Source organism: Tessaracoccus terricola (assembly GCF_054776555.1).
On sequence record NZ_BAAHBS010000001.1, the window covers coordinates 422,440 to 441,497 of the forward strand.

The 19,058-nt window shown below is 69.4% G+C and carries 21 protein-coding genes; 16 read left to right on the top strand and 5 right to left on the bottom strand.

Annotation, left to right across the window (positions count from 1 at the left end; translation table 11 throughout):
• Positions 1-172: 172 nt before the first annotated feature.
• A complete protein-coding gene (locus ACYU7G_RS01880) occupies positions 173-1,102 on the bottom strand; it encodes a C40 family peptidase (RefSeq protein ID WP_461104182.1) in 930 nt (309 codons plus the stop codon).
• A 255-nt stretch (positions 1,103-1,357) separates the two neighbouring features.
• Between ACYU7G_RS01880 and ACYU7G_RS01885 the strand changes: the two genes are divergently transcribed.
• From ACYU7G_RS01885 to ACYU7G_RS01905, 5 genes are all read left to right on the top strand, one after another.
• Complete coding sequence (locus ACYU7G_RS01885; protein ID WP_461104184.1) at positions 1,358-1,624, top strand: PqqD family protein; 267 nt, start codon at positions 1,358-1,360, stop codon at positions 1,622-1,624.
• A 66-nt stretch (positions 1,625-1,690) separates the two neighbouring features.
• Positions 1,691-1,819 (top strand): lasso RiPP family leader peptide-containing protein, encoded by a 129-nt coding sequence (locus ACYU7G_RS01890; RefSeq protein WP_461104186.1) that lies wholly within the window; start codon positions 1,691-1,693, stop codon positions 1,817-1,819.
• A 75-nt stretch (positions 1,820-1,894) separates the two neighbouring features.
• Positions 1,895-3,058 (top strand): asparagine synthase-related protein, encoded by a 1,164-nt coding sequence (locus tag ACYU7G_RS01895; RefSeq protein ID WP_461104188.1) that lies wholly within the window; start codon positions 1,895-1,897, stop codon positions 3,056-3,058.
• Entirely contained in the window at positions 3,055-3,507 is a 453-nt protein-coding gene (locus ACYU7G_RS01900) for a lasso peptide biosynthesis B2 protein (protein ID WP_461104190.1), read from the top strand. Before ACYU7G_RS01895 ends, ACYU7G_RS01900 begins: the two co-directional genes overlap by 4 nt.
• Positions 3,504-4,442: a hypothetical protein gene (locus ACYU7G_RS01905; protein WP_461104192.1), complete on the top strand. Its 939-nt coding sequence runs from the start codon at positions 3,504-3,506 to the stop codon at positions 4,440-4,442. The genes ACYU7G_RS01900 and ACYU7G_RS01905 overlap by 4 nt, the downstream gene beginning before the upstream one ends.
• A gap of 8 nt (positions 4,443-4,450) precedes the next feature.
• Here ACYU7G_RS01905 and ACYU7G_RS01910 read toward each other — a convergent pair whose 3' ends face one another.
• Positions 4,451-5,566 (bottom strand): nucleotidyltransferase family protein, encoded by a 1,116-nt coding sequence (locus tag ACYU7G_RS01910; RefSeq protein WP_461104194.1) that lies wholly within the window; start codon positions 5,564-5,566, stop codon positions 4,451-4,453.
• Between the two features lie 149 nt (positions 5,567-5,715).
• Here ACYU7G_RS01910 and ACYU7G_RS01915 point away from each other — a divergent pair, with 149 nt between their 5' ends.
• The 8 genes from ACYU7G_RS01915 (at position 5,716) to ACYU7G_RS01950 (ending at position 13,077) form a co-directional block, all read left to right on the top strand.
• Positions 5,716-7,575: an ABC transporter ATP-binding protein gene (locus ACYU7G_RS01915; RefSeq protein ID WP_461104196.1), complete on the top strand. Its 1,860-nt coding sequence runs from the start codon at positions 5,716-5,718 to the stop codon at positions 7,573-7,575.
• A 189-nt stretch (positions 7,576-7,764) separates the two neighbouring features.
• Entirely contained in the window at positions 7,765-8,124 is a 360-nt protein-coding gene (locus tag ACYU7G_RS01920) for a GntR family transcriptional regulator (protein WP_461104198.1), read from the top strand.
• Complete coding sequence (locus ACYU7G_RS01925; RefSeq protein WP_461104200.1) at positions 8,121-8,999, top strand: ATP-binding cassette domain-containing protein; 879 nt, start codon at positions 8,121-8,123, stop codon at positions 8,997-8,999. Before ACYU7G_RS01920 ends, ACYU7G_RS01925 begins: the two co-directional genes overlap by 4 nt.
• On the top strand, positions 8,996-9,742 hold the full coding sequence (locus ACYU7G_RS01930) for a hypothetical protein (RefSeq protein WP_461104202.1): 747 nt from the start codon (positions 8,996-8,998) through the stop codon (positions 9,740-9,742). The genes ACYU7G_RS01925 and ACYU7G_RS01930 overlap by 4 nt, the downstream gene beginning before the upstream one ends.
• 1 nt (position 9,743) lies before the next feature.
• The gene (locus ACYU7G_RS01935) at positions 9,744-10,670 is read left to right on the top strand and encodes an ABC transporter ATP-binding protein (RefSeq protein WP_461104204.1); all 927 of its coding nucleotides are present in this window, start codon (positions 9,744-9,746) and stop codon (positions 10,668-10,670) included.
• Positions 10,667-11,452 (top strand): ABC transporter permease, encoded by a 786-nt coding sequence (locus ACYU7G_RS01940; protein WP_461104206.1) that lies wholly within the window; start codon positions 10,667-10,669, stop codon positions 11,450-11,452. Before ACYU7G_RS01935 ends, ACYU7G_RS01940 begins: the two co-directional genes overlap by 4 nt.
• A gap of 469 nt (positions 11,453-11,921) precedes the next feature.
• Positions 11,922-12,194, top strand: a complete 273-nt coding sequence (locus ACYU7G_RS01945) for a hypothetical protein (protein WP_461104208.1) — start codon at positions 11,922-11,924, stop codon at positions 12,192-12,194.
• 28 nt (positions 12,195-12,222) lie between these two features.
• A complete protein-coding gene (locus ACYU7G_RS01950; protein ID WP_461104210.1) occupies positions 12,223-13,077 on the top strand; it encodes an acyltransferase domain-containing protein in 855 nt (284 codons plus the stop codon).
• A gap of 185 nt (positions 13,078-13,262) precedes the next feature.
• Here the strand turns inward: ACYU7G_RS01950 and ACYU7G_RS01955 are convergent, their stop codons facing one another.
• The 3 genes from ACYU7G_RS01955 to ACYU7G_RS01965 form a co-directional block, all read right to left on the bottom strand.
• Positions 13,263-13,394 carry a hypothetical protein gene (locus tag ACYU7G_RS01955; protein ID WP_461104212.1) on the bottom strand — a complete coding sequence of 44 codons (132 nt, stop codon included), beginning with the start codon at positions 13,392-13,394 and terminating at the stop codon, positions 13,263-13,265.
• A complete protein-coding gene (locus ACYU7G_RS01960) occupies positions 13,375-15,438 on the bottom strand; it encodes an alpha-galactosidase (RefSeq protein WP_461104214.1) in 2,064 nt (687 codons plus the stop codon). The genes ACYU7G_RS01955 and ACYU7G_RS01960 overlap by 20 nt, the downstream gene beginning before the upstream one ends.
• An 83-nt stretch (positions 15,439-15,521) precedes the next feature.
• Positions 15,522-16,553: a GlxA family transcriptional regulator gene (locus ACYU7G_RS01965; protein WP_461104216.1), complete on the bottom strand. Its 1,032-nt coding sequence runs from the start codon at positions 16,551-16,553 to the stop codon at positions 15,522-15,524.
• Between the two features lie 17 nt (positions 16,554-16,570).
• Between ACYU7G_RS01965 and ACYU7G_RS01970 the strand changes: the two genes are divergently transcribed.
• The 3 genes from ACYU7G_RS01970 to ACYU7G_RS01980 all read left to right on the top strand — a co-directional run bounded on the left by ACYU7G_RS01970 (position 16,571) and on the right by ACYU7G_RS01980 (position 19,022).
• On the top strand, positions 16,571-17,569 hold the full coding sequence (locus ACYU7G_RS01970) for an NADP-dependent oxidoreductase (protein ID WP_461104218.1): 999 nt from the start codon (positions 16,571-16,573) through the stop codon (positions 17,567-17,569).
• On the top strand, positions 17,566-17,973 hold the full coding sequence (locus ACYU7G_RS01975) for a nuclear transport factor 2 family protein (protein ID WP_119933694.1): 408 nt from the start codon (positions 17,566-17,568) through the stop codon (positions 17,971-17,973). The genes ACYU7G_RS01970 and ACYU7G_RS01975 overlap by 4 nt, the downstream gene beginning before the upstream one ends.
• 62 nt (positions 17,974-18,035) lie before the next feature.
• On the top strand, positions 18,036-19,022 hold the full coding sequence (locus ACYU7G_RS01980) for an IS481 family transposase (RefSeq protein ID WP_119933693.1): 987 nt from the start codon (positions 18,036-18,038) through the stop codon (positions 19,020-19,022).
• Positions 19,023-19,058: the final 36 nt, after the last annotated feature.

The following is a 19,058-nucleotide window of genomic DNA, read 5'->3' on the forward strand; positions in this document are numbered from 1 at the left end:
CGTCCGCTCCACCCATTCGTGTTGGGAACGTGGCTGGAGCGGACGGCACCGCAGACGGAGCTGTCCGCTCCACCCGGCCACGGTGAGCCGCGCCAGGGAGTTTCGGGGAGAGAGAAGCAGCGCCCGCACCGTCGGGGGGATTGGTGCGAGCGCTGCGGTCTTTGGGGGCGGGTCAGCCGATGACGCGGACGGCTCCGGAGAAGGGCATCGAGTCGACGCTGGCGACGCGGACGCCGGTGCGACGGTTGGCGGCGTCGACGATCTTGCCGTCGCCGATGTAGATGCCCACGTGGCTGATGGGGGAGTAGTAGAACACGAGGTCGCCGGGCTGCAGGTTGGACTTGGACACGCGGGTGCCGGCGGCGACCTGGGAGCCGGAGCTGCGCGGCAGGGTGATGCCCACCTGGCGGTAGGCCCAGCTGGTCAGGCCGGAGCAGTCGAAGGCGTTGGGGCCGGAGCTGGCGTAGCTGTAGCTGCTGCCCACCTTGGACAGGGCGGCGTCGACGACGGTGTCCGCGAGGGACAACGAGATCGGCTGCTCGACGGGCACGCCGCTGATGGCGGGTGCCGCGGCGGGGATGCTGGTCACGGCCGGCTTGGAGGCGGTGGCGAACTGGACCATGTTGTTGATGACCCACTCCTTGGCGGAGACGAACGTGCCGTTGTCCGTCTCGATCGTCTTGGAGACGGCCCAGGAGCGGCAGCCACCGCGGCCGGTCTGCGCGGTGTCGCACTCGGTGCGCCAGCGGCGCCCGTTCTCGTCGATCCAGTCGCCGTTGGTGGCCAGCGGGTTGCCGGCCCAGTTGGAGCGATCGGAGGGGAGGTAGGTCAGGTTGTTGAAGACCCAGCCGTCGTGGGCGACGTAGCGGCCCTTGTGCAGGACGACGGTGCTGGCCCAGATGTCGGTGGAGCAGCGCACGACGTTGGTGGAGTACATCTCGCAGTCGGTGCGCCAGTAGCGACCGTTGACGAGATGGTCCCCGGGCTGGGTGTAGACCGAGGTGGTCGCAGCCTGTGCGGTCTGCGCGCTTCCGGGGTTCGCGACCCCCAGAACCACCCCGAAGAGGGCGGCCGTGGCGGCGATCAGGAGCTTCTTCAACATGCGAATCGATGGGCCTTCCGTGTTCCGACCCCGGAAGCATAAGCACCCGATCCTGAGAAATCCAAACGCAATCCTCAGAATTGCCTCAAGTTTCATCGAGGGAGCGGTCCGCCCGTTCGCCTGAAGCTGAGAAATCTCAGCCCCTGCGCGGCCTGAAAATCTCTTCCGAACAACCCTTCACAAGGGTGTCGGTTCTCCCCTACACTCATGGTCATCGGTACTGACGACGGGCCGATGTGTAATCGGGGGATGCACATGAAACTTCGCGCGAACGACATCACGTGGCGAGAGATCGATGGCGATCTGGTCATTCTTGACCTGCGCTCGTCCACGTACCTGACCACCAACGCCAGCGGCGCTGTGCTGATGAAGGAACTCACCGACGAACGCACGGACGGCGAACTCGTGCGCGCACTCGTGGGCGCCTACGACATCAGTGAGACCCAGGCGGAGGCCGACGTGCGCAGTTTCGTCCAGGCCCTTCGCGACGGCGGCTTGCTCGAGGAGCAGCCCGTCCATTGAGAACGCGACACGGTCGTCGTTGTCCGTGACGTGCCAGTAACGAACACCTTGGGGGAGGTGAACACTATGCAGACCACTTACGAAGCTCCGCAGCTGACCACCGTCGGCTCGCTGAAGGACATGACGCTCGGTGAAGGCTGGGACGGCAGCGATGACGTCCTCTTCTACTTCATTCGCTACGGCGAGCTCTCCTGAGCACCAGGGATCTCGGGGGTCGCCGGGCAACGGCGACCCCCGAGAACCATCCAGACAGACCAGGAAGGTTGACCAGTGCACACCACCACCGATGCCTACATCCGCAGCACCCCGCTGGAGGAAGCAGTCGGCTGGATGCATGGTCTGCTTCCCGCCACGCCCCTGCCCGAGGAGACCCGCACGCCGCGTCAGGCGCTGGACGACGCGATCCGCCCCGCCCTGCTCGACGCTCCCTGCCACGTGACCTTCTCCGGAGGCAGGGACTCCTCCGCGGTGCTGGCGGCCGCCACGGCGCTCGCCCGCCGCGAGGGCCATCCGCTGCCCATCCCGGTGACCCGGTCCTACCCGGACCTCCCGGAGACCCAGGAGTCCGAGTGGCAGCGCAGCGTCATCGACCACCTCGGACTCAAGGAATGGATCAGGCTCGACTTCACCGCCGACGAGACCGACCTGCTGGGCGACGTCGCCCGGGAGGCCGTGGCGCGGCGTGGGGTGGTGTGGCCGGCGGCCGTCCACACCCACGGCACCATGTACCAGCACCTCGACGGCGGCTCCCTGATGACCGGGGAGGGCGGCGACTACGTCCTCGGGCTGCGGCGCAGTACCCCGCTGACCGTACTGCGCCGGGGCCGTCGCCCCACCGGAGGTCTCCTGAAGCTCGCGGCCGTGGCGCTCCTGCCGCGCCCGGCCAGGCGGCTGCGGTCCCGCCGGAGCACGCTGAGCAGCAAGCAGTCGCGCTGGCTCACACCCGAGGCGCTGCGGGCCCACGCCCGAGCGACGGCCGACGAATCCACGCTGGAACCACTCCGCTACGACGAGGCCACCTGGTTCATCAGCCGGCAGCGCTTCCTCGGCGTGATGGCGCACAACCAGGCCGCCGAGGCGGACGTGTATGGCCTGCGCACGCTGGACCCGCTGATCGACCACGGCTTCATCGCCGCGCTCGCCCGCGCCGGAGGGGGCTGGGGTTTCAACGGCAGGACCGCGACGATGCGGGCACTGTTCTCCGACGTCCTGCCCGACGCCGTGCTCTCGCGCACTTCCAAGGCCAGCTTCAACAACGCCTACGCCGGCCAGTTCACGCGCGAGTTCGCCCAGACCTGGGACGGGACGGGCGTGGATCCCGAGTACGTCGACGTCGAGGGCCTGCGCCGCGTCTGGCTCTCCGAACAACCCACGATGGCCACCGGGATGCTGCTCCACAGCGCTTGGCTGGCGAGCCAGGGCGGGCAGCGATGAACCTGCGCCGCCTCGTCCGTGAACTGCCCGCCACACTGGCTGCCCTCGGGGTGGCCGTGGCCGTGGAGATCGGCCTGCGAGTCGTGCCCCTGCCAAGGCTCACCCGTCTGGTGGGGATCCGCCTCGCCGGCCACGACAGTCCGGCTCCGGAGGCCGCGCCGAGGGACCGGGCAGAAGCCTCACTGGCCCCTCGGGAGCGCCGGAAGGTCCGGGCCACCAGGCGCGTGCTGCGGCACTGGCCGTTCGGGGACACGTGCCTGCGCCAGGCCCTGGTCAGCGGCCAGCGGCTGCGTCGACTGGGTCCGGTCCTGCACGTCGGCGTCGCCAAGATCGACGGGGAGGTCAGGGCACACGCCTGGTTGGTCATCGCCGGGGGGATCCTGGATCCGTTGGCAGCGGCCGCCAGCTACCTGGACCTCACACCACCGAGCGGGGGGCGGGCGCGGTGAATCCCATCATTCGGCTCTACGGCCTCTCGGTACGCTCCGAGTTGCCCCTTCACCAGGACCGGGTCCTGCCCGACGACTCACCCGTGGACCTCGAGATCGTCATGGGGCCGTCGGCTCCCCGTACGGAGGACCCGCCCCCGGGGAGGGTGCTGCTACACCTGCAGGTGGACCGCCAGTACTACACCGCCTCCGAGACCGAGGCGGACTACCTGCTGCGGTTCTACAGCACCTGCGACGTCCACGTCTCCAAGGACCTGCGCCGGGCCGAGGTCCGGCTGTATCCCGATGCCGACCCGGACATCGCGGCCGTCCTCGCGGGCGGCACGGTGCTGGCCTTCATCCTGTCGATGCGCGGTGACGCAGTGCTCCACGCCAGCGCCGTCCAGGTGGGCGATTCGGCCGTCGCCTTCGTCGGTGGCTCGGGGATGGGCAAGTCGACGTCGGCGACGCTGATGTGCGCCGACGGCGCCCGCCTGATCACCGATGACCTGCTCGTCCTCGACCTCGATGCCACCCCGCCCACCTGCGCGCTGGGAGCCACGGAACTGCGGCTCCGCAAGTCCGCCGGAGAGCTGTCCGACCGGTTCGCGAGCACCCCTGGACGCCGCGTGACGGGTGACGCCCGCGACGCCCTCGCCGCCGCGCCGTCGCTGACTGAGAGCCTTCCGCTGAGGGCCATCATCATCCCTGCCCCGGACCGCTCGGGACGCACCGTCGCCCAGATCGAGCAGCGCGACCCCATGACGTCGTTCCTGCTGCTGTCCCGCTTCCCGCGCCTGCTGGGGTGGGAGGACGAACGGGTCCTGGAGCGGCATTTCCAGCAGTTGGGTGACCTGATCGAGAAGGTGCCCGTGTTCATCGCCAGGCTGCCGTGGGGGCCGCCGTTCCCCGACGACGTGGCCGCCCAGATCCGAACCGCCGTCGGGGTGCACTGAAGCCGGCCTCAACCGGCCTGGGTGGCCTCGACCCGCTCCAGGTAGGTGTCGATGACCTCTGCCGAGGCCGGTACCCGCGGGCCCTGCGCCTTCGCCCGTCGCAGCCGGTTGAGGGAGCCGTGCGCGGCCCGTCCGACGATGGTGCCGGCCGTCCCCAGCAGCCCGGGACGCAGCGCCCTCGTCACGAGCCTCACCCAGGACGCGTCCTGCCGCAGGGTCTGGATGGGCCAACGCCCATCCACCGCGGCCAGCAGCCTGCGCATTCCCGGGCCCAGCCCGAGGCGTCGCTCCAACTCCGCGGGGACGGGAGTGCCCAGGAGGCGCGCTCCCCTCCCGAGCACCGCGGCCACCTGTACCCCGGCGCCCCATGCCTCCGCCTTCTCGACGACGTCGTCCCAGTCGGAGACCTGCCGCGCCAACTGGTCCGCGTCCAGCACGTGTCCGAGTTTGGTGGCGCCGATCAGGGCGGCGTGCTGGCAGACGTGCACCAGGGCGTCGGCGGGGGACAGGGCCCACAGCTTCGCGGGCCCGATGGCGACGGGGATCCGTCGGGACAGCAGGGCCTCGGCCGTGACGTCGAAGCGGCGCCGGACGCTGCGCATCACCACCATGGACCAGTGCAGGTCCATCACCACCCCGGCCTCGTTCACGAGCGCCACCTCACCGGGGAGCTCGTGGCTGAGCAGGGACTCGTCACTGAGGATGATCCGCCAACCGCCATCGATCAACCGGTTGCAGGTCTCCCGGAACTGGCCCGGTGCCACGAGCAGGTCCAGGTCCTTGTAGAAGCGCAGTCCGGGAACGGGGTGGGCGAACTCGGACAGCATCGGACCCTTGAACGCCAGCCAGTCGATCCCGTCGATGGCGCCCGCCACCCCGCCGAGGAGCGCCGAGGTGCGCAGGTGGTTCATCAGTGCCTTGGCGCGGTCCTCCTTCAGGGCCGCCGCCGCCTCGGGTGCGGAGTCACGCAACGCGACGTGGGCCAGGGGTGCGATCCGGTGGTAGCGCGCGCCGGCGACCACCTCGTCGACCACGCCGGGACCTTCCGGCAGAACCGGGGGCGTCCCGCGGCACACGTCGACCAGGGCCCGGTCCACGCCTTGCTGAACCCTGCTCCGTCGCATCACTGCCGCTCCTCCCCCAAGGAATCGTGCGTCACAGCCCAAACCGTAGTGGCATTGGCCCCACGGCGTCCGGATCAGCGGTTAAATGGACCCCACGGGTTCTGGCGATGGGGTCAGGACGCCGGTGATCGGTCTGAATCGGGGGGTTCATGGACGAGGAACGGGTGGACTCCGTTGCGCTGCGGGTGGCCGCGCGCCAGGAGCGCAAGTCGCTGGGCCGGCTGACGGGTCTGGTGCGGACGAGCCTCCAGCTGGTTTGGTCCTCGGGGCGGTCACTGTTCCTCGCGCTCGTGGTGCTCCAACTCGTGGCGGCGGCAGCGCTCGCGGGGCAGGTGCTCGCAGTGCAGTCGGTGCTGAACGCGATCCTCGGCGACGGCGGCGTCGACGCCGTGGTGGGGCCCGCGCTCCTGCTCGCGGGGCTCACCGCCGTGTCCATGATCGCCACCGGCACGCAGGGCCAGGTGCAGCGGCTGTTGGCCGAACTGGTCTCGCGCTCCATGTGGCACCGCGTGCTGGGGGTGGCCACCGGCGTTGGGCTGCGCCACTTCGAGAACCCCGACTTCTACAACCGACTGAACCGGGTCCAGACCAACGCGATGTCGCGGCCCTACCAAGTGACGCAGGGGCTGCTCGGCATGGTGGGGGCGCTCGCGGCCTCCGTCGGCGTGGGAATCGCACTGGTCAGCGTCTCACCGCTGCTGCTGCCGCTGGTCATCATCGGCGGCATCCCGATCCTGCTCACCAGCCGCCGCGAGTCCCGCCTCGAGTTCGAGTTCTCCGTGCGCCAGACCGTCTCCCTGCGCTGGCGGCAGTACTTCACCATCCTCCAGACCGGACGTGACGAGGCGAAGGAGGTGCGGGCCTTCGGGCTGGCGCCGTGGCTGCTGCGCCGCTTCGACGAGCACTACGGCAGCTACGTCGACGACCTGGGCCGCCACGTCCGACGCCGCACCGTCCTGACGGTGATCGGCCAGCTCGGCTCGGCGCTGGTGCTGGTGGCGACGCTGCTGGTGCTGGTGTGGCTGATCAGCCGGGGCGACATCGGCGTCGCCGGGGCCGGCGCTGCCATCGTCGCCATCCGGATGCTCGCCACGCAGGTCCAGTCCCTGTTCCGCGGCGTCCAGACCATCTTCGAGTCCGGCCTGTTCCTCGACGACCTCAACGGCTTCCTCGCCCTCGGCGAGACCGCGCGGGAGGAGGACACGGGCGACGAGGCGCCGTCGGGCTTCCGGCAGATCGAGGCCAGCGACGTGCGCTTCCGCTACCCGGGATCGGACAGCGAAGCGCTCAAGGGGGTCGACATCCGGCTGCGCGCCGGCGAGGTGGTGGCGCTGGTGGGGGAGAACGGCTCCGGCAAGACCACCCTCGCCAAGCTGCTGGCGGGGCTCTACGAGCCCGACTCCGGCACCATCCGCTGGGACGACCGCGAGATCGGCGAGTTCCGGCCCTCCAGCCTGCGCGAGCGCATCACCGTCGTCTTCCAGGACTTCGTCCGCTACGCCCTGCCGGCGCGGGAGAACATCAGCGTCGGCCGGGTTGACGAGCCGGCAGACGAGGTCCGGATCCGGCAGGCCGCCGCGGCCGCGGGTGCGACGTCGGCGCTGGAGTCCCTGCCCCAGGGCTACGACACCATCCTCAGCCGCATGTTCAAGGGCGGCCGCGAGCTCTCCGGGGGGCAGTGGCAGCGGGTGGCGCTGGCGCGGTCCTTCTACCGCGACGCGCCCCTCGTGATTCTCGACGAGCCCTCCGCCGCGCTCGACCCCCGCGCCGAGCACGAGCTCTTCTCCACCCTCCGCGAGGCGCTCCAGGGCCGCACCGCACTGTTCATCTCCCACCGGTTCTCCACCGTCCGCGGCGCGGATCGGATCTACGTCCTCAGCGAGGGCGAGGTTGTGGAGGAGGGCAGCCACGACGCGCTGCTCGCCGCCGACGGCCGCTACGCCGAGCTGTTCCGGCTGCAGTCCGAAGCCTACGTCGTCGGCGACGGTCGCGACGCCGAGACCGCCTGAGCTTCGCCGCCCTGCGCGGCACCGGCCCTCGTCGCCACCCGTTCCCGCGACGCTACCGCCAACCCTGAACGCCCACCGCCCTGGCGGTAGCGGGAAGGGTTTCAGGTAGCTCCTGCCCCCTAACCCTTGCAATCCCGTTGGTTCTGTGGTTCATTAGTCAAGTAATGAACCACAGAACCGAGGTGAGCGATGTTCGACGGCACTGAGCCGATCTACCTGCAGATCGCCGAGTACCTGCGCAACCAGGTGCTCAGTGGCGCCCTCGCCGAGGGCGACCAGGTCATGAGCACCACGCAGTTCGCCACCACCTACCGCATCAACCCGGCCACCGCCGCGAAGGCCTTCGCGCTGCTGGTGGACGAGCAAGTCATCCACAAGCAACGAGGAGTTGGAATGTTCGTCTCCGACGGAGCCAGTGAGCGCCTGCGCGAGCAGCGCCGCGGCGCATTCTTCACCGACCGCCTCGACGCGGTCCTCGCCGAGGCCCGGATGCTCGGCATCTCCGAGGCCGAACTGATCGAGCACATCCGCAAGGAGGACCAGTCATGACCGGATACGACGTCGAACTGCGCGGCCTCACCGTGGACTACGGCCGCACCCGCGCCGTGAACGACGTGCACGTGCGGATCGCGGCCGACACCATCACCGGCCTGCTGGGCCGCAACGGCTCCGGCAAGACGACGATGCTGTCAGCCATCGCTTCCCTCCTGAAGCCGACCGGCGGCCAGGTGCTCGTCCACGGTCGGGACCCCTACGAGGACACCCACCTGATGGAGAGCGTCTGCCTGATCCGCGAGAGCGGCGACGTGCTGGCCGACGAGAAGGCCAAGGTCACCCTGGACTTCGTCGGCGACGTCCGCCCCAACTGGGACCGCGGCTTCGCCGAGCAGCTCTGCGACGCCTTCCGGATCGACCTCAAGAAGGCGCCCAACAAGCTCTCGCGCGGCCAGCGTTCCGCGCTCGGGGCGACGGTGGGCCTCGCTTCGCGGGCACCCGTGACCATGTTCGACGAGGTCTACCTCGGCATGGACGCCCCGTCGCGCCGCAAGTTCTACGACTTCCTGCTTGCCGACTACGTGGAGCACCCCCGCACCATCGTGTTGTCCAGCCACCTGATCAGCGAGGTGGAGCAGCTCTTCGAGAACGTCATCGTCCTCGACGACGGCGCCGCGATCCTGGACACCGACGCGGACACCGCCCGCACCCAGGGCGCCACCATCACCGGCCCCGCCGCGCAGGTGGACGCCGCCGTCGCCGGCATGCACGTGCTGAGCGAGCGCAGCCTCGGTCCCACCAAGGAGACCACGGTCCTCGGCGCACCCGAGCCCGCGACGGTGGCGCAGCTGCGGGCCGCGGGACTCGACGTCGGCGCCGTTCCCATCCAGGACCTGTTCATCGCACTCACCGAGAAGGAGGACGCATGACCGCCACCGCCGCCTCCCGCCCTAGCAGTCCCTCGCGGCCGCGCTGGGTGGGCACCGCCCGCCGCCAACTGCGGATCTACCTCTACCTGTACGCCGTGGTCTGGGCCATTCTCCTGGTGGGGATCGTCGCGGCGATCGTCATCGTGGACCGGCTGGGGACCGTGGACCTGTCCATCGCCCAGTTCGTGCGCAACGGGCCGCTGTTCTGGTTCGTGTTCGCCCTGGCCATCATCGTGCCAACCGGCTACCTCACGCCGCACGTCGCCAACGGCCTCACCCGCCGCTCGTTCACCGTCGGCTCGCTCGTGGCGGTGGCCGCTAACGCCCTGCTGCACTCCGTCACCACGGCTGTCGTGCTCTTCCTCGAGGGCGCGTTCTACGCCGCCATGGGCTGGGAGCACGACACCGCCGGGAAGGGCGAGTTCGTCCCCGGCCTCTGGGAGCAGGGCTTCGGCGTGGTCCTGCTCGACTACTCGATCGGCACCCTCGCCGGCGGCGTCTCCGGACTCCTGCTCGGCATCTGCTTCTACCGCTTCGGCGGCTGGCGGGGAACCCTGATGCTGCCGATCTCCCTCGCCCCGCTGCTCGTGGTCCTCGGCCTCAGCACCTGGGGCACCGGGGACCAGGCCTGGCTCGTCAACGACACCCTCGGCGCCGTCCTGGCCGCAGCCCTGGTCGTCGCCGCGGCGGCCGCCTTCGCACTGCTCGTCCGCAACGTCCGCATCTCACGAATGGAGACCTGACATGCAACCCATCATCGAGGTCCGCAACCTCCGCAAGACCTACGGCGACGTCGTCGCCGTCCAGGACGTCTCCTTCGACGTCCACCCCGGCGAGATCGTCGCCATCCTGGGCCGCAACGGCGCCGGCAAGACCACCACGGTGGAGGCGCTCGCCGGCCTGCGCACCGCCGACGGCGGCAGCATCCGGGTGCTCGGGCAGGACCCGCAGACCCACCCGGAACGCATCCGCGAACACGTCGGCATCCAACTGCAGCAGGCCAAGCTGCCGCCCAAGATCACCGTCGACGAGGCGATGCGCCTGTACGCGTCCTTCTACTCCGATCCGGCCGACATCGAGGAACTGCTGGGCATGCTCGGCCTGGTCCAGCACCGTCGCAAGAAGTTCGACGGCCTCTCCGGCGGCCTGCAGCAGCGGCTGTCCATCGCGCTCGCACTGGTGGGCAACCCCCGCATCGCCATCCTCGACGAGCTCACCACCGGCCTGGACCCCCAGGCTCGGCGCGAGACGTGGGAACTGGTGGAGAAGGTGCGCCGCAGCGGCGTCACCATCCTGCTGGTCACCCACTTCATGGACGAGGCCGAACACCTCAGTGACAGGGTGATCGTGATCGACGGCGGCCGTGTGGTGGCCGACGGCACCCCCGCCGCGCTCACCGCCGGCGACGAGCAGCGCCGCAGCTTCCGGATGACCACCCCTGAGCGGGTGGACGTCGCGACCCTGCGGGCCCTGCCCGAGGTCACAGAGGTGGTCGAGCTCGACGGCAACGAGTTGGCGGTGACCGGCAGCCGGAAGGTGCTGCCCGCAGTCGTCCTGGAACTCGCCCGCCACGACGTCGTCCCCGACGACATCGCCACCACCGGTCGCAACCTCGAGGACTTGTTCCTCGACCTGGTCGGGACCCCCATCAGTGAAGGAGCCCTGACATGACCGCCGCAACCATCAGCCACATGCCCAGCCGTGGCCTCGGCACCCTCGCGGGAACCGAGTTCAAACTCTTCCTGCGGGACCCGGGAGCCGTGTTCTTCGCGCTCGCGTTCCCCACCGTCGTCCTGCTCGGCATCGGCTACCTGATCCCGGGTGCCCAGGACCTGGTCACGGGAGTGCCCGGCCTCGAGGACGTGCGCGTCGTCCACCTCTGGGGACCCGTGGTGCTCGCCACCGCCATCGCGACGACGGCGCTGGTGACGCTGCCGTCGTTCGTCGCCGGCTACCGCGAGCAGGGGATCTTCAAGCGCCTGTCCACCACGCCGATGCGCCCGGGCGGGGTGCTGTTCTCCCACATGCTCGTCAGCGGGACGGCACTGGTGGCGGCGGTGGTCCTGGCCATGGCCGCCGGCATGGTCGCCTTCGACCTCCGGATCCCGGACAACTGGCCCTTGCTGCTGCTCGTGCTGGTGCTGGCCACCGTCGCGATGTTCTCCATCGGCATGATCATCGCGGGGCTCGCGCCCAAGGCGTCCACCGCGTCGGCAATCGGGACGCTCGTCTACTTCCCGATGCTGTTCTTCGCCGGCATGTGGATGCCGCTGGAGATGATGCCCGACCTCGTCGCAACCATCGCGTCCTGGACCCCGCTGGGGGCGGCCAGCATCGCGCTCAACCAGGCCTGGTTCGGTACGGGCGTGCCGTGGTTCGAGCTGGCCGTGGTGGTGGGCTACGCCGTGGTCGCGTTCCCGCTGGCGGTGAGACTGTTCCGCTGGGAGGCCTGAGCCCTCCCTTCCCGATCCCAATCCCCGACCCCGGTCCCGGCAGCAGCTGGGGCGGGGGTCGTCGTCTTCCCCGGCCACCTGCAAACGCCAACTGCGGCACGGATGCCACCTGCGATGGCAACCGTGCCGCAGTGAGTGTTTGCAGTCCGGCCGCGGATCGAAAACGGCGCGAAACTCCGCGTCCAGTTGCGCCCGTGCCAGAATCGTTGCGTAATTTCGACTGAAAGATAACAATTTGGTCCCGACCGTTGACAAGACCCCGGTGGCACCGGTTGCGGTCGACACGACTTCACATCGCACCGAAAAGTTTCGGACTGAGTCAGGGAACGCACGCAAGGGAGCGTATGAGCATCAAGGAATCCGCCGTGGACGAACAGGGCCAGATTCTGACCCTGCCGCCGACGGCCGTGGTGGTGCTCGAGGCCACCCCGGCCGCCCGGACCGCGGCGACGTGAGGGAGGATGGACGGGTGAGCCAGTCCCGGGTGGACCCGACAGATCCCCGCAACACGCCTTTCGGCCGTGTCACCGGGGTGATCTACTGGTTCCTCGTCATCGAGCTCTGTTTCCTGCTGGCCGCCCGCGGCCCTCGGCGTCGCGTGGTGGTGGTGGCCATCATCGCGTTCGGCTCCGACTGGGTGGCCGCGCTGGCCGGTTCCCTGTTGGCCGCGTTTCTGCTGATGATCACCAAGCCCATCATCGACGACTGTCGTGAGCGCTTCGTCGAGCCGGAACCGGCCTGACCCGTCGTCGGCGTGGGAGGCTGTCGGGGTGGAAGCAGAACTCGGGCAGCGGTTGCGCGCCGTCGGCGTCCGCGACGAGGACGTCGCGGATCTCGTCCCGCACCTGCAAGCGGTGTGGGAGCACCCCCGTCGGGCTGAACTCGCCGCCGCCCTGCGGGCCCAGGTCGGGAGCCTGCTCGAGCGGGGCAGCGTCTTCGAGGCGGCCGACTTCCAGATCGGCAGCGCCCTGGGCTCGGTCCCACTGCTGGCGCTGCTCGACGTCAGCGACGACGTTGACGGTGACCTGCGCTCGCGCGGCCTGCCCGCCGACGTGCGCGCCGCCACCCTCGCCGAGATCGGCCGCCAGACCAACAAGACCCGACGCGTCCGCGGCCACGCCGGCTTCCAGGACGCCGCGTGGGTGGAGACCGTCTACCGCGGCGGGTTCGCAAACGTCGGCCGCCTGCAGTTCGAGCTCGCCCACGACGAGGCGCGCGGCGAGTACGTCCTGAACACCCATGTCCCCGCCGGCGGACCGCTGGCACCCGACGTCGTCGCAGAGTCGTTCCGCCGGGCCCGTGAGGTGATGGACGCCGCCCACCCCGAGTTCGGACCGTTCCGTGCAGCCGTGTGCAACTCCTGGCTCCTCGATCCCCAGTTGGGGGACCTGCTGCCGGGGTCCAACCTTGCCCGGTTCGCGCGGCTGTGGGCGCTGGAGGACTCCACCCCCGGCGACGGCGAGGTGCTGTTCTTCGTCTTCGACGTCCCCCGCGGCTCCGGCGACCGCCTGGCGGAACTCCTCCCCGGCCTGCCGGTCCATTCCCGGCTGCAACGCGCGGTGGTGGACCTGTGGCGCTCCGGCGGCGAGCTGCGCTGCCACCGCGGCCGGTACGAACTGCCCTGACCATTCACCACAGTCGATAGGCCGCTCCGTGGCGCCGTGGGACAGGAAACCGTTGGTCGAGTAGCTCGCTCTGCGAGCGTGTCGAGACCGAGCCGTCGACGCCGCGGTGGTCTCGACACGGGCGCTGAGCGCCCTACTCGACCAGCGGTTTCGAGTGAGGGCAACTGGGGGGCTCGCGCCTCAACTCAGGGGAACTGGGTCGTGAGTTCGATGATCGCTGCCTCGCCCTCCAGCAGCGGAGTCCCGGGAACACCGTGCGCCAGCGCCGCGGCGGGGAGGACGGCGTCGACGGCGGGGTCACCGTCGGCTGCAAGCACGCGGCGCGCCCGGACCGCGCCGGAGAAGGCCCGGCACCCGCCACGACGGCCCCTCCGTCCCGGGCCGCATCCGCGCGTTGTACTCGAACGAGATGGCGCGCCCGTCCGTCATCACCGAGAGTTGGTGGCGACCCTCCCTCCCCTGGCCGCGGTGGTGCTCGCCGAACTGCAGCAACTCGCGGTGCTGCTTGTACCAGGCGATGCCCGCAGCCAGCCGTTCCGATTCCTCGTCGTCCAGCGTGCTGGGATCCAGTTCCGCACCGAACACGTAGGGGGCGGAGACGGCGAACCGGAAGTCCATGGAGGTCTCGCGCCCGGTCTGGTGGTTGGGGGAGGCGGACACGTGGGCGCTGATCGTCGACGGCGGGTAGAGCAGCCCGAGGCCGTGCTGGATGGCGAGCCGCTCGGCCGGGTCCGTGCAGTCGCTGGCCCACACCTGGGGTCCGAAGGTCAGCAGGCCGAGGTCGAAGCGGTTGCCGCCCGACGAGCAGTTCTCCAGCAGCACGTCCGGCCGCGGCCCGAAGATCCGCCCCAGCACGTCGTAGAGGCCCAGCACGTAGCGGTGGTGGAAGCCGTCGGCGGAGGCGTCGCTGACGAGGCGGTTCATGTCCCACTTCACGAACGAGATGGGGTACTGGTCCAGGACAGCGCCCACCGCAGCCACGATGTGGTCCCGCACCTCCGGCCGGGTGAGGTCCAGGAGCAGTTGGTGGCGACCCTCCGACGGCGCCCGTCCCTCCTGCCGGACAGCCCAGTCGGGGTGGGCGCGGAACAGGTCAGAGTCCTCGTTGACGCACTCGGGTTCGAACCAGAGCCCGAACCCCATGCCCAGCGCCGTGACGCCGTCGGCCACCGCGGCGAGGCCGCCGTCGAGCTTGTCGGTGTTTACCACCCAGTCGCCCAGGCTGCTGGTGTCGTCGTCGCGGCGGCCGAACCAGCCGTCGTCGAGGACGAACGTCTCAACCCCGAGCCCCGCCGCGCGTTCGGCGATCTCCAGCAGGTTGGGGGTGTCGAAGTCGAAGTAGGTGCCCTCCCAGTTGTTCAGCACCACGGGGCGGGGCCGGCCGCGCCAGTGGGCGGGGACGATGCAGGTGTCTACGAAGCGGTGCATCGCACGGCTGATGCCGCCAATGCCCTCGTTCGAGTAGGCGAGCACCGCCTCCGGGGTGGTGAACGCCTCCCCGGGAGCCAACTCCCAGCCGAAGCCGTCGGGGTTGGTGCCGCTGACCACGCGCACCACGTCGCCCCGGCCACCCTCGAAGGTGGTGGCGTGGCTGCCGGACCAGAGCAGGTTGAAGCCGTAGCCGCAGCCGCTGGTCTCGGTGGCGCCGCGTTCCAGCAGCAGGGTGCCGGGGTTGTGCTCGGTGCTGGAGGAGCCGGTGCCCGAGGCATTCGTGATCCGCGTGTGACCCAGCGGGGTGCGGGTGGGCAGCGCCTCGGCGGCCCACCAGCCGTCGAGGGTGACGACGTCGAAGCCGCGGTCCGGGAGGTCCAGCAGCACCGACGCCGCCCGGTCAAGGACGAGCGGCGCGTCCGAGGTGTTGCGGTATTCGACGCGGTGGGTCAGGACGCCGCTGAGCGGGAAAGTGGTCCAGCGCACCCGCGCCGCCACCCCGACCACGTCGTCGGTCAGCGTGAGCTCGAGGGTCTGCGATCCGGGCTCGGCGTCCGCGCCCGGCAGGCCGTCCGCGGGGAGGGTGCCGTCGTGGATCCTGTGGTCCCGGTAGGTCAGGTCCAGGCTGCGCCGGCCCCGGATGCCGAGGGCGGGCTGGCGGAAGTCGCCCTTGCCGTGGGTGGAGAATGCCAGCGGCTGCCGGTTGAGCGCCAGCTCCGAATCACGGGTGCGGCCGTGGTTCACGGTCACCCCGCCCACGGAACGGAACCGGCGGCGCAGCGCCTGGAGTTGGTCCGCCTCGGCACCCTGCAGTGGGTCGCCGAACCACCACAACTCCAGGTGCGCGGCCGGTCCAACGCCGAGCACCACGCTCGCGGTGCTGGTGGTGAGGTGGAAGATCCCGGGTGCTGGGGCGTCGATGCTCGGCATGGGGCCATTCTCGCGGGAACCACCCCCTGTCGGGACGGTGTCCGGCCATCGGCGGCGCTGAATCTGCGCGGCTCGGGCGGTGGCTAGGTGTACTGACCGGAGACGTTGATCGAATTGCTGCCAGCGGTGAAGGAGCGGCGATAGGCCTGGGGCGTTCGTCCGACGCAGCGGGTGAAGTGCGTTCGTAGGTTGCTGGCCGTGCCGAGGCCCACGAGCTCGGCGATGCGCTCGACGGGCAGGTCTGTGGACTCGAGCAGTTCTTTGGCTCGCTGGATACGTGCAGCTGTCAGCCACTGTCCGGGGCTTGTGCCGTGCTCTCGGCGGAAGCGCCGTTCAAAGGTGCGGGTGCTCATGTGCCCCCGGTGAGCGATGTCTTCCAGCGTGTGGCGCTGGTCGAGTGTCTCCAGCAACCAGTGGACCAAGTCGTTCATCGAGGGGTCCGCAGAGTGGTGCACTGGTGTTTGGACATACTGTGCCTGCCCGCCCTCTCTGAAGGGCGCCACCACACAACTGCGGGCGACGTCGTTGGCGATCCGGACTCCGCAGTCCTGACGGATCATGTGTAGGCACAGGTCTATGCCCGCAGCCACTCCACCCGAAGTGAGAACTCCGTCGTCCTCGATGTAGAGCGACTCCGTTTGCAGCTGGATGGAAGGGAACAGCTTGGCGAGCTGGTCGGCCAGGCGCCAGTGGGTCGTGGCCGTCCGGTGGTCAAGCAGGCCCAGTTCCCCCAGAAGGAATGCCCCCGAACAGACCGCAGCGACACGGAGACCAGGTCGCACGGCCTGCCCCTGCAGCAGGAGGGGGGCCAGCGCGGATGCCATGTCGCGACGGAGAACCGGGTCGAGCAGTGCGTCGCTCGAGGCGACCACGACAGTGTCAGCCTCATCGATCTGATCTACTCCTGGCAGGTCGACCGACACGCCGTCCTTGGTCAGGAGCCGTCCAGTACCCGTAGCTGACGCGATCGTGACGTCGTAGGCCGGATCATCGTCTGCGGTACGGGCCGCGCCGAACACTCGCGACGGGATCCCCGCGTCGAACAACGAGGTTCCAGGGCAGGCAATCGTGACCACATGATGCATGACGTGATCCTTGCACAATGTGTCGTTCACGCCACTCGTCTGTGGCGGTGCTCACCGACAGGCTGATGGCCATGGACCCGTCACTGCCGCACACCATGCTTGCCGCGATCATCCCTGCGCCCGACGGGCGGCCTGAGTTGCGTCAATGCCCGGTTCCAGAACCCGGACCGGGCGAGGTTCTGGTCCGAGTCATGGCGTCCTCGGTCAACCCCACTGACGTCATGACCTGGCGCAGGGGCGTATTCGCCACAGGGCAGACAGCCCCGTTCGTGGGCGGCTACGACATGTCGGGCATCGTGGTGAAGCTCGGACGCGGAGTCACGGTGCTCGACGTCGGTGATGCGGTGACCGGCATGCCTCGCTTCCCCGCACCAGCCGCAGCGTTCGCCCAGTACGCCACTGCCCCTGCCCGCCACCTTGCACGGATCCCAACAGGCACAGAAGACCTGTCTGCAGGCGCCTGGGGGCGCTGGGCCGGACTCCCGCTCGCCGGCCTGACCGCCTATCAAGCACTGGTGGACACGGCGCACCTGCAGCCGGGGCAAACCGTCCTCGTCCATGCCGCCTCCGGCGGGGTCGGCTCTCTGGCCTGTCAGCTCGCCGTGAACCTCGGTGCGCAGGTCACGGCAGTGACCAGTGATCGCGCAGGGACGTTGGTCGAGGCACTCGGGACGCGACATGTCGTTGATCGCGCGACTGTGGACTGGCAGAGGTTCGATGGTCGTTTCGACGTCGTCCTCGACACAGTCGGCGGTGACACGACACCACGGTCCTTGGCCATGGCCTCGCCCGATGGCGTTGTCGTCGCACTCCACCCCTATGCCCACGACGACTTGGCCCAACGAGATCCACGACTGCGCCGGATGCTCGTCGAGCCTGACCATCACACCCTGGAAGTGCTCATCGAGCAGGCCGCACGAGGACGGCTCAGCGTCCAAGTCGGCGCTGCCTACCCACTGAGGCAGCTCGGCGACGCGCTACTGCACGTCGAGACCAACAAGACCCCCGGCAAGACCATCATCCACATCCAAGGAGACAACGCATGAGCACCCGCACCACCCGGCAGACCGTCGAAGACTTCTTCTCGGCCTTCGGCGCCGGCGACCTCGACACGGTCAAGAACCTGTTCGCCCCCACCATCGACTTCACCGTGCACGGGAGCTCCGCCGTTCCGTGGGCCGGTACTCGCCACACCCGCGACGAACTCGACACGTTCTTCCCCACATTCGCCGCCCTCGGACCCGCGACCGAATACACGATCCACCAGATCGTCGTCGACGGCGAGCATGCCGTCGCCCTCGGCCACAACGAGTTCCCCGTCCTGGCCACCGGCAAGAGCTTCTCCAACGACTTCGCCCTCCACTTCACAGTCCAGAACGGTCAGATCACCAGGTACCAGATGTACGAGGACACCTACGCGGTCGATCAGGCCTTCACCCCCACCAACTGACCCCCCAAGACCCCAGAGCCCGGCAGCTACCAGCTGCCGGGCTCTCACCATGTCGGAGAACGATGACTCATCCCAACGCAGCACTCACACCGCGCCATCGCCTGCTCGTCGGCCGTCTCGTCGTAGACGACGGCTGGCCGATCAGCGAGGTCGCCGCCCGCTTCCAGGTCTCCTGGCCGACCGTGAAGCGCTGGGCAGAGCGCTACCGCGCCGGCCAATCCATGCAGGACCGCTCCTCGCGGCCTCACCACTCACCTCACAAGACCTGCCCCCAGGTCGCCCGGCGCTGCATCCAGCTCCGCCTGCGACTCCGAGAAGGACCGGTGCAGTTGGCCTGCCGGCTGGGGATCGCGCCGTCGACGGTGCACCGGATCCTGACGGACGCGCACCTGAACCGGCTCTCGCATGTCGACCGCGCCACCGGAGAACCCGTCCGTCGCTACGAGCACGACCATCCCGGGGCGATGCTGCACGTCGACGTGAAGAAGCTCGGCAACATCCCTGACGGCGGAGGCTGGCGCTACGTCGGCCGACGCCAAGGCGAGAAGAACCGCGCAGCCACCCCCGACAAGCCGCGCAACAAGTACCGGGACCCGTTGATGGGCAAGGCCTACGTCCACACCGTCATCGACGACCACTCCCGCGTCGCCTACGCCGAGATCCACGACGACGAAACCGCCCAGACCGCCACAGCGGTCCTCGTCCGGGCCGTCGAGTGGTTCAACGCCCACGGCGTCACCATCGAACGGGTCCTGTCCGACAACGGCGGCGCCTACAAGTCGCACCTGTGGCGCGACACCTGCCAGGAGCTGGGCATCAAGCACAAGCGCACCCGTCCGTATCGTCCGCAGACCAACGGGAAGATCGAACGCTTCCATCGGACCTTGGCCGACGGTTGGGCCTACGCCCGCTGCTACACCTCCGAGGCCGAACGCCGGGGCGAGCTGGAGGGGTGGCTGCACTACTACAACCAGCACCGGCCCCACACGGCCTGCGGCAACCAGCCACCCTTCTCACGATTGACCAACGTCCCCGATCAGTACAGCTAGGGAGCCGGGCGTGACGAGTCTCCGCGACACGCCGAG

Bases quoted from the DNA above. Each gene is read 5' to 3' on its own strand.
- ACYU7G_RS01980 (WP_119933693.1), top strand. From the start codon at position 18,036: ATGACTCATCCCAACGCAGCACTCACACCGCGCCATCGCCTGCTCGTC.
- ACYU7G_RS01940 (WP_461104206.1), top strand. From the start codon at position 10,667: ATGACCGCCGCAACCATCAGCCACATGCCCAGCCGTGGCCTCGGCACC.
- ACYU7G_RS01890 (WP_461104186.1), top strand. From the start codon at position 1,691: ATGCAGACCACTTACGAAGCTCCGCAGCTGACCACCGTCGGCTCGCTG.
- ACYU7G_RS01925 (WP_461104200.1), top strand. From the start codon at position 8,121: ATGACCGGATACGACGTCGAACTGCGCGGCCTCACCGTGGACTACGGC.
- ACYU7G_RS01880 (WP_461104182.1), bottom strand. From the start codon at position 1,102: ATGTTGAAGAAGCTCCTGATCGCCGCCACGGCCGCCCTCTTCGGGGTG.
- ACYU7G_RS01975 (WP_119933694.1), top strand. From the start codon at position 17,566: ATGAGCACCCGCACCACCCGGCAGACCGTCGAAGACTTCTTCTCGGCC.
- ACYU7G_RS01915 (WP_461104196.1), top strand. From the start codon at position 5,716: ATGGACGAGGAACGGGTGGACTCCGTTGCGCTGCGGGTGGCCGCGCGC.
- ACYU7G_RS01930 (WP_461104202.1), top strand. From the start codon at position 8,996: ATGACCGCCACCGCCGCCTCCCGCCCTAGCAGTCCCTCGCGGCCGCGC.
- ACYU7G_RS01920 (WP_461104198.1), top strand. From the start codon at position 7,765: ATGTTCGACGGCACTGAGCCGATCTACCTGCAGATCGCCGAGTACCTG.
- ACYU7G_RS01910 (WP_461104194.1), bottom strand. From the start codon at position 5,566: ATGCGACGGAGCAGGGTTCAGCAAGGCGTGGACCGGGCCCTGGTCGAC.
- ACYU7G_RS01935 (WP_461104204.1), top strand. From the start codon at position 9,744: ATGCAACCCATCATCGAGGTCCGCAACCTCCGCAAGACCTACGGCGAC.
- ACYU7G_RS01960 (WP_461104214.1), bottom strand. From the start codon at position 15,438: ATGCCGAGCATCGACGCCCCAGCACCCGGGATCTTCCACCTCACCACC.
- ACYU7G_RS01885 (WP_461104184.1), top strand. From the start codon at position 1,358: ATGAAACTTCGCGCGAACGACATCACGTGGCGAGAGATCGATGGCGAT.
- ACYU7G_RS01900 (WP_461104190.1), top strand. From the start codon at position 3,055: ATGAACCTGCGCCGCCTCGTCCGTGAACTGCCCGCCACACTGGCTGCC.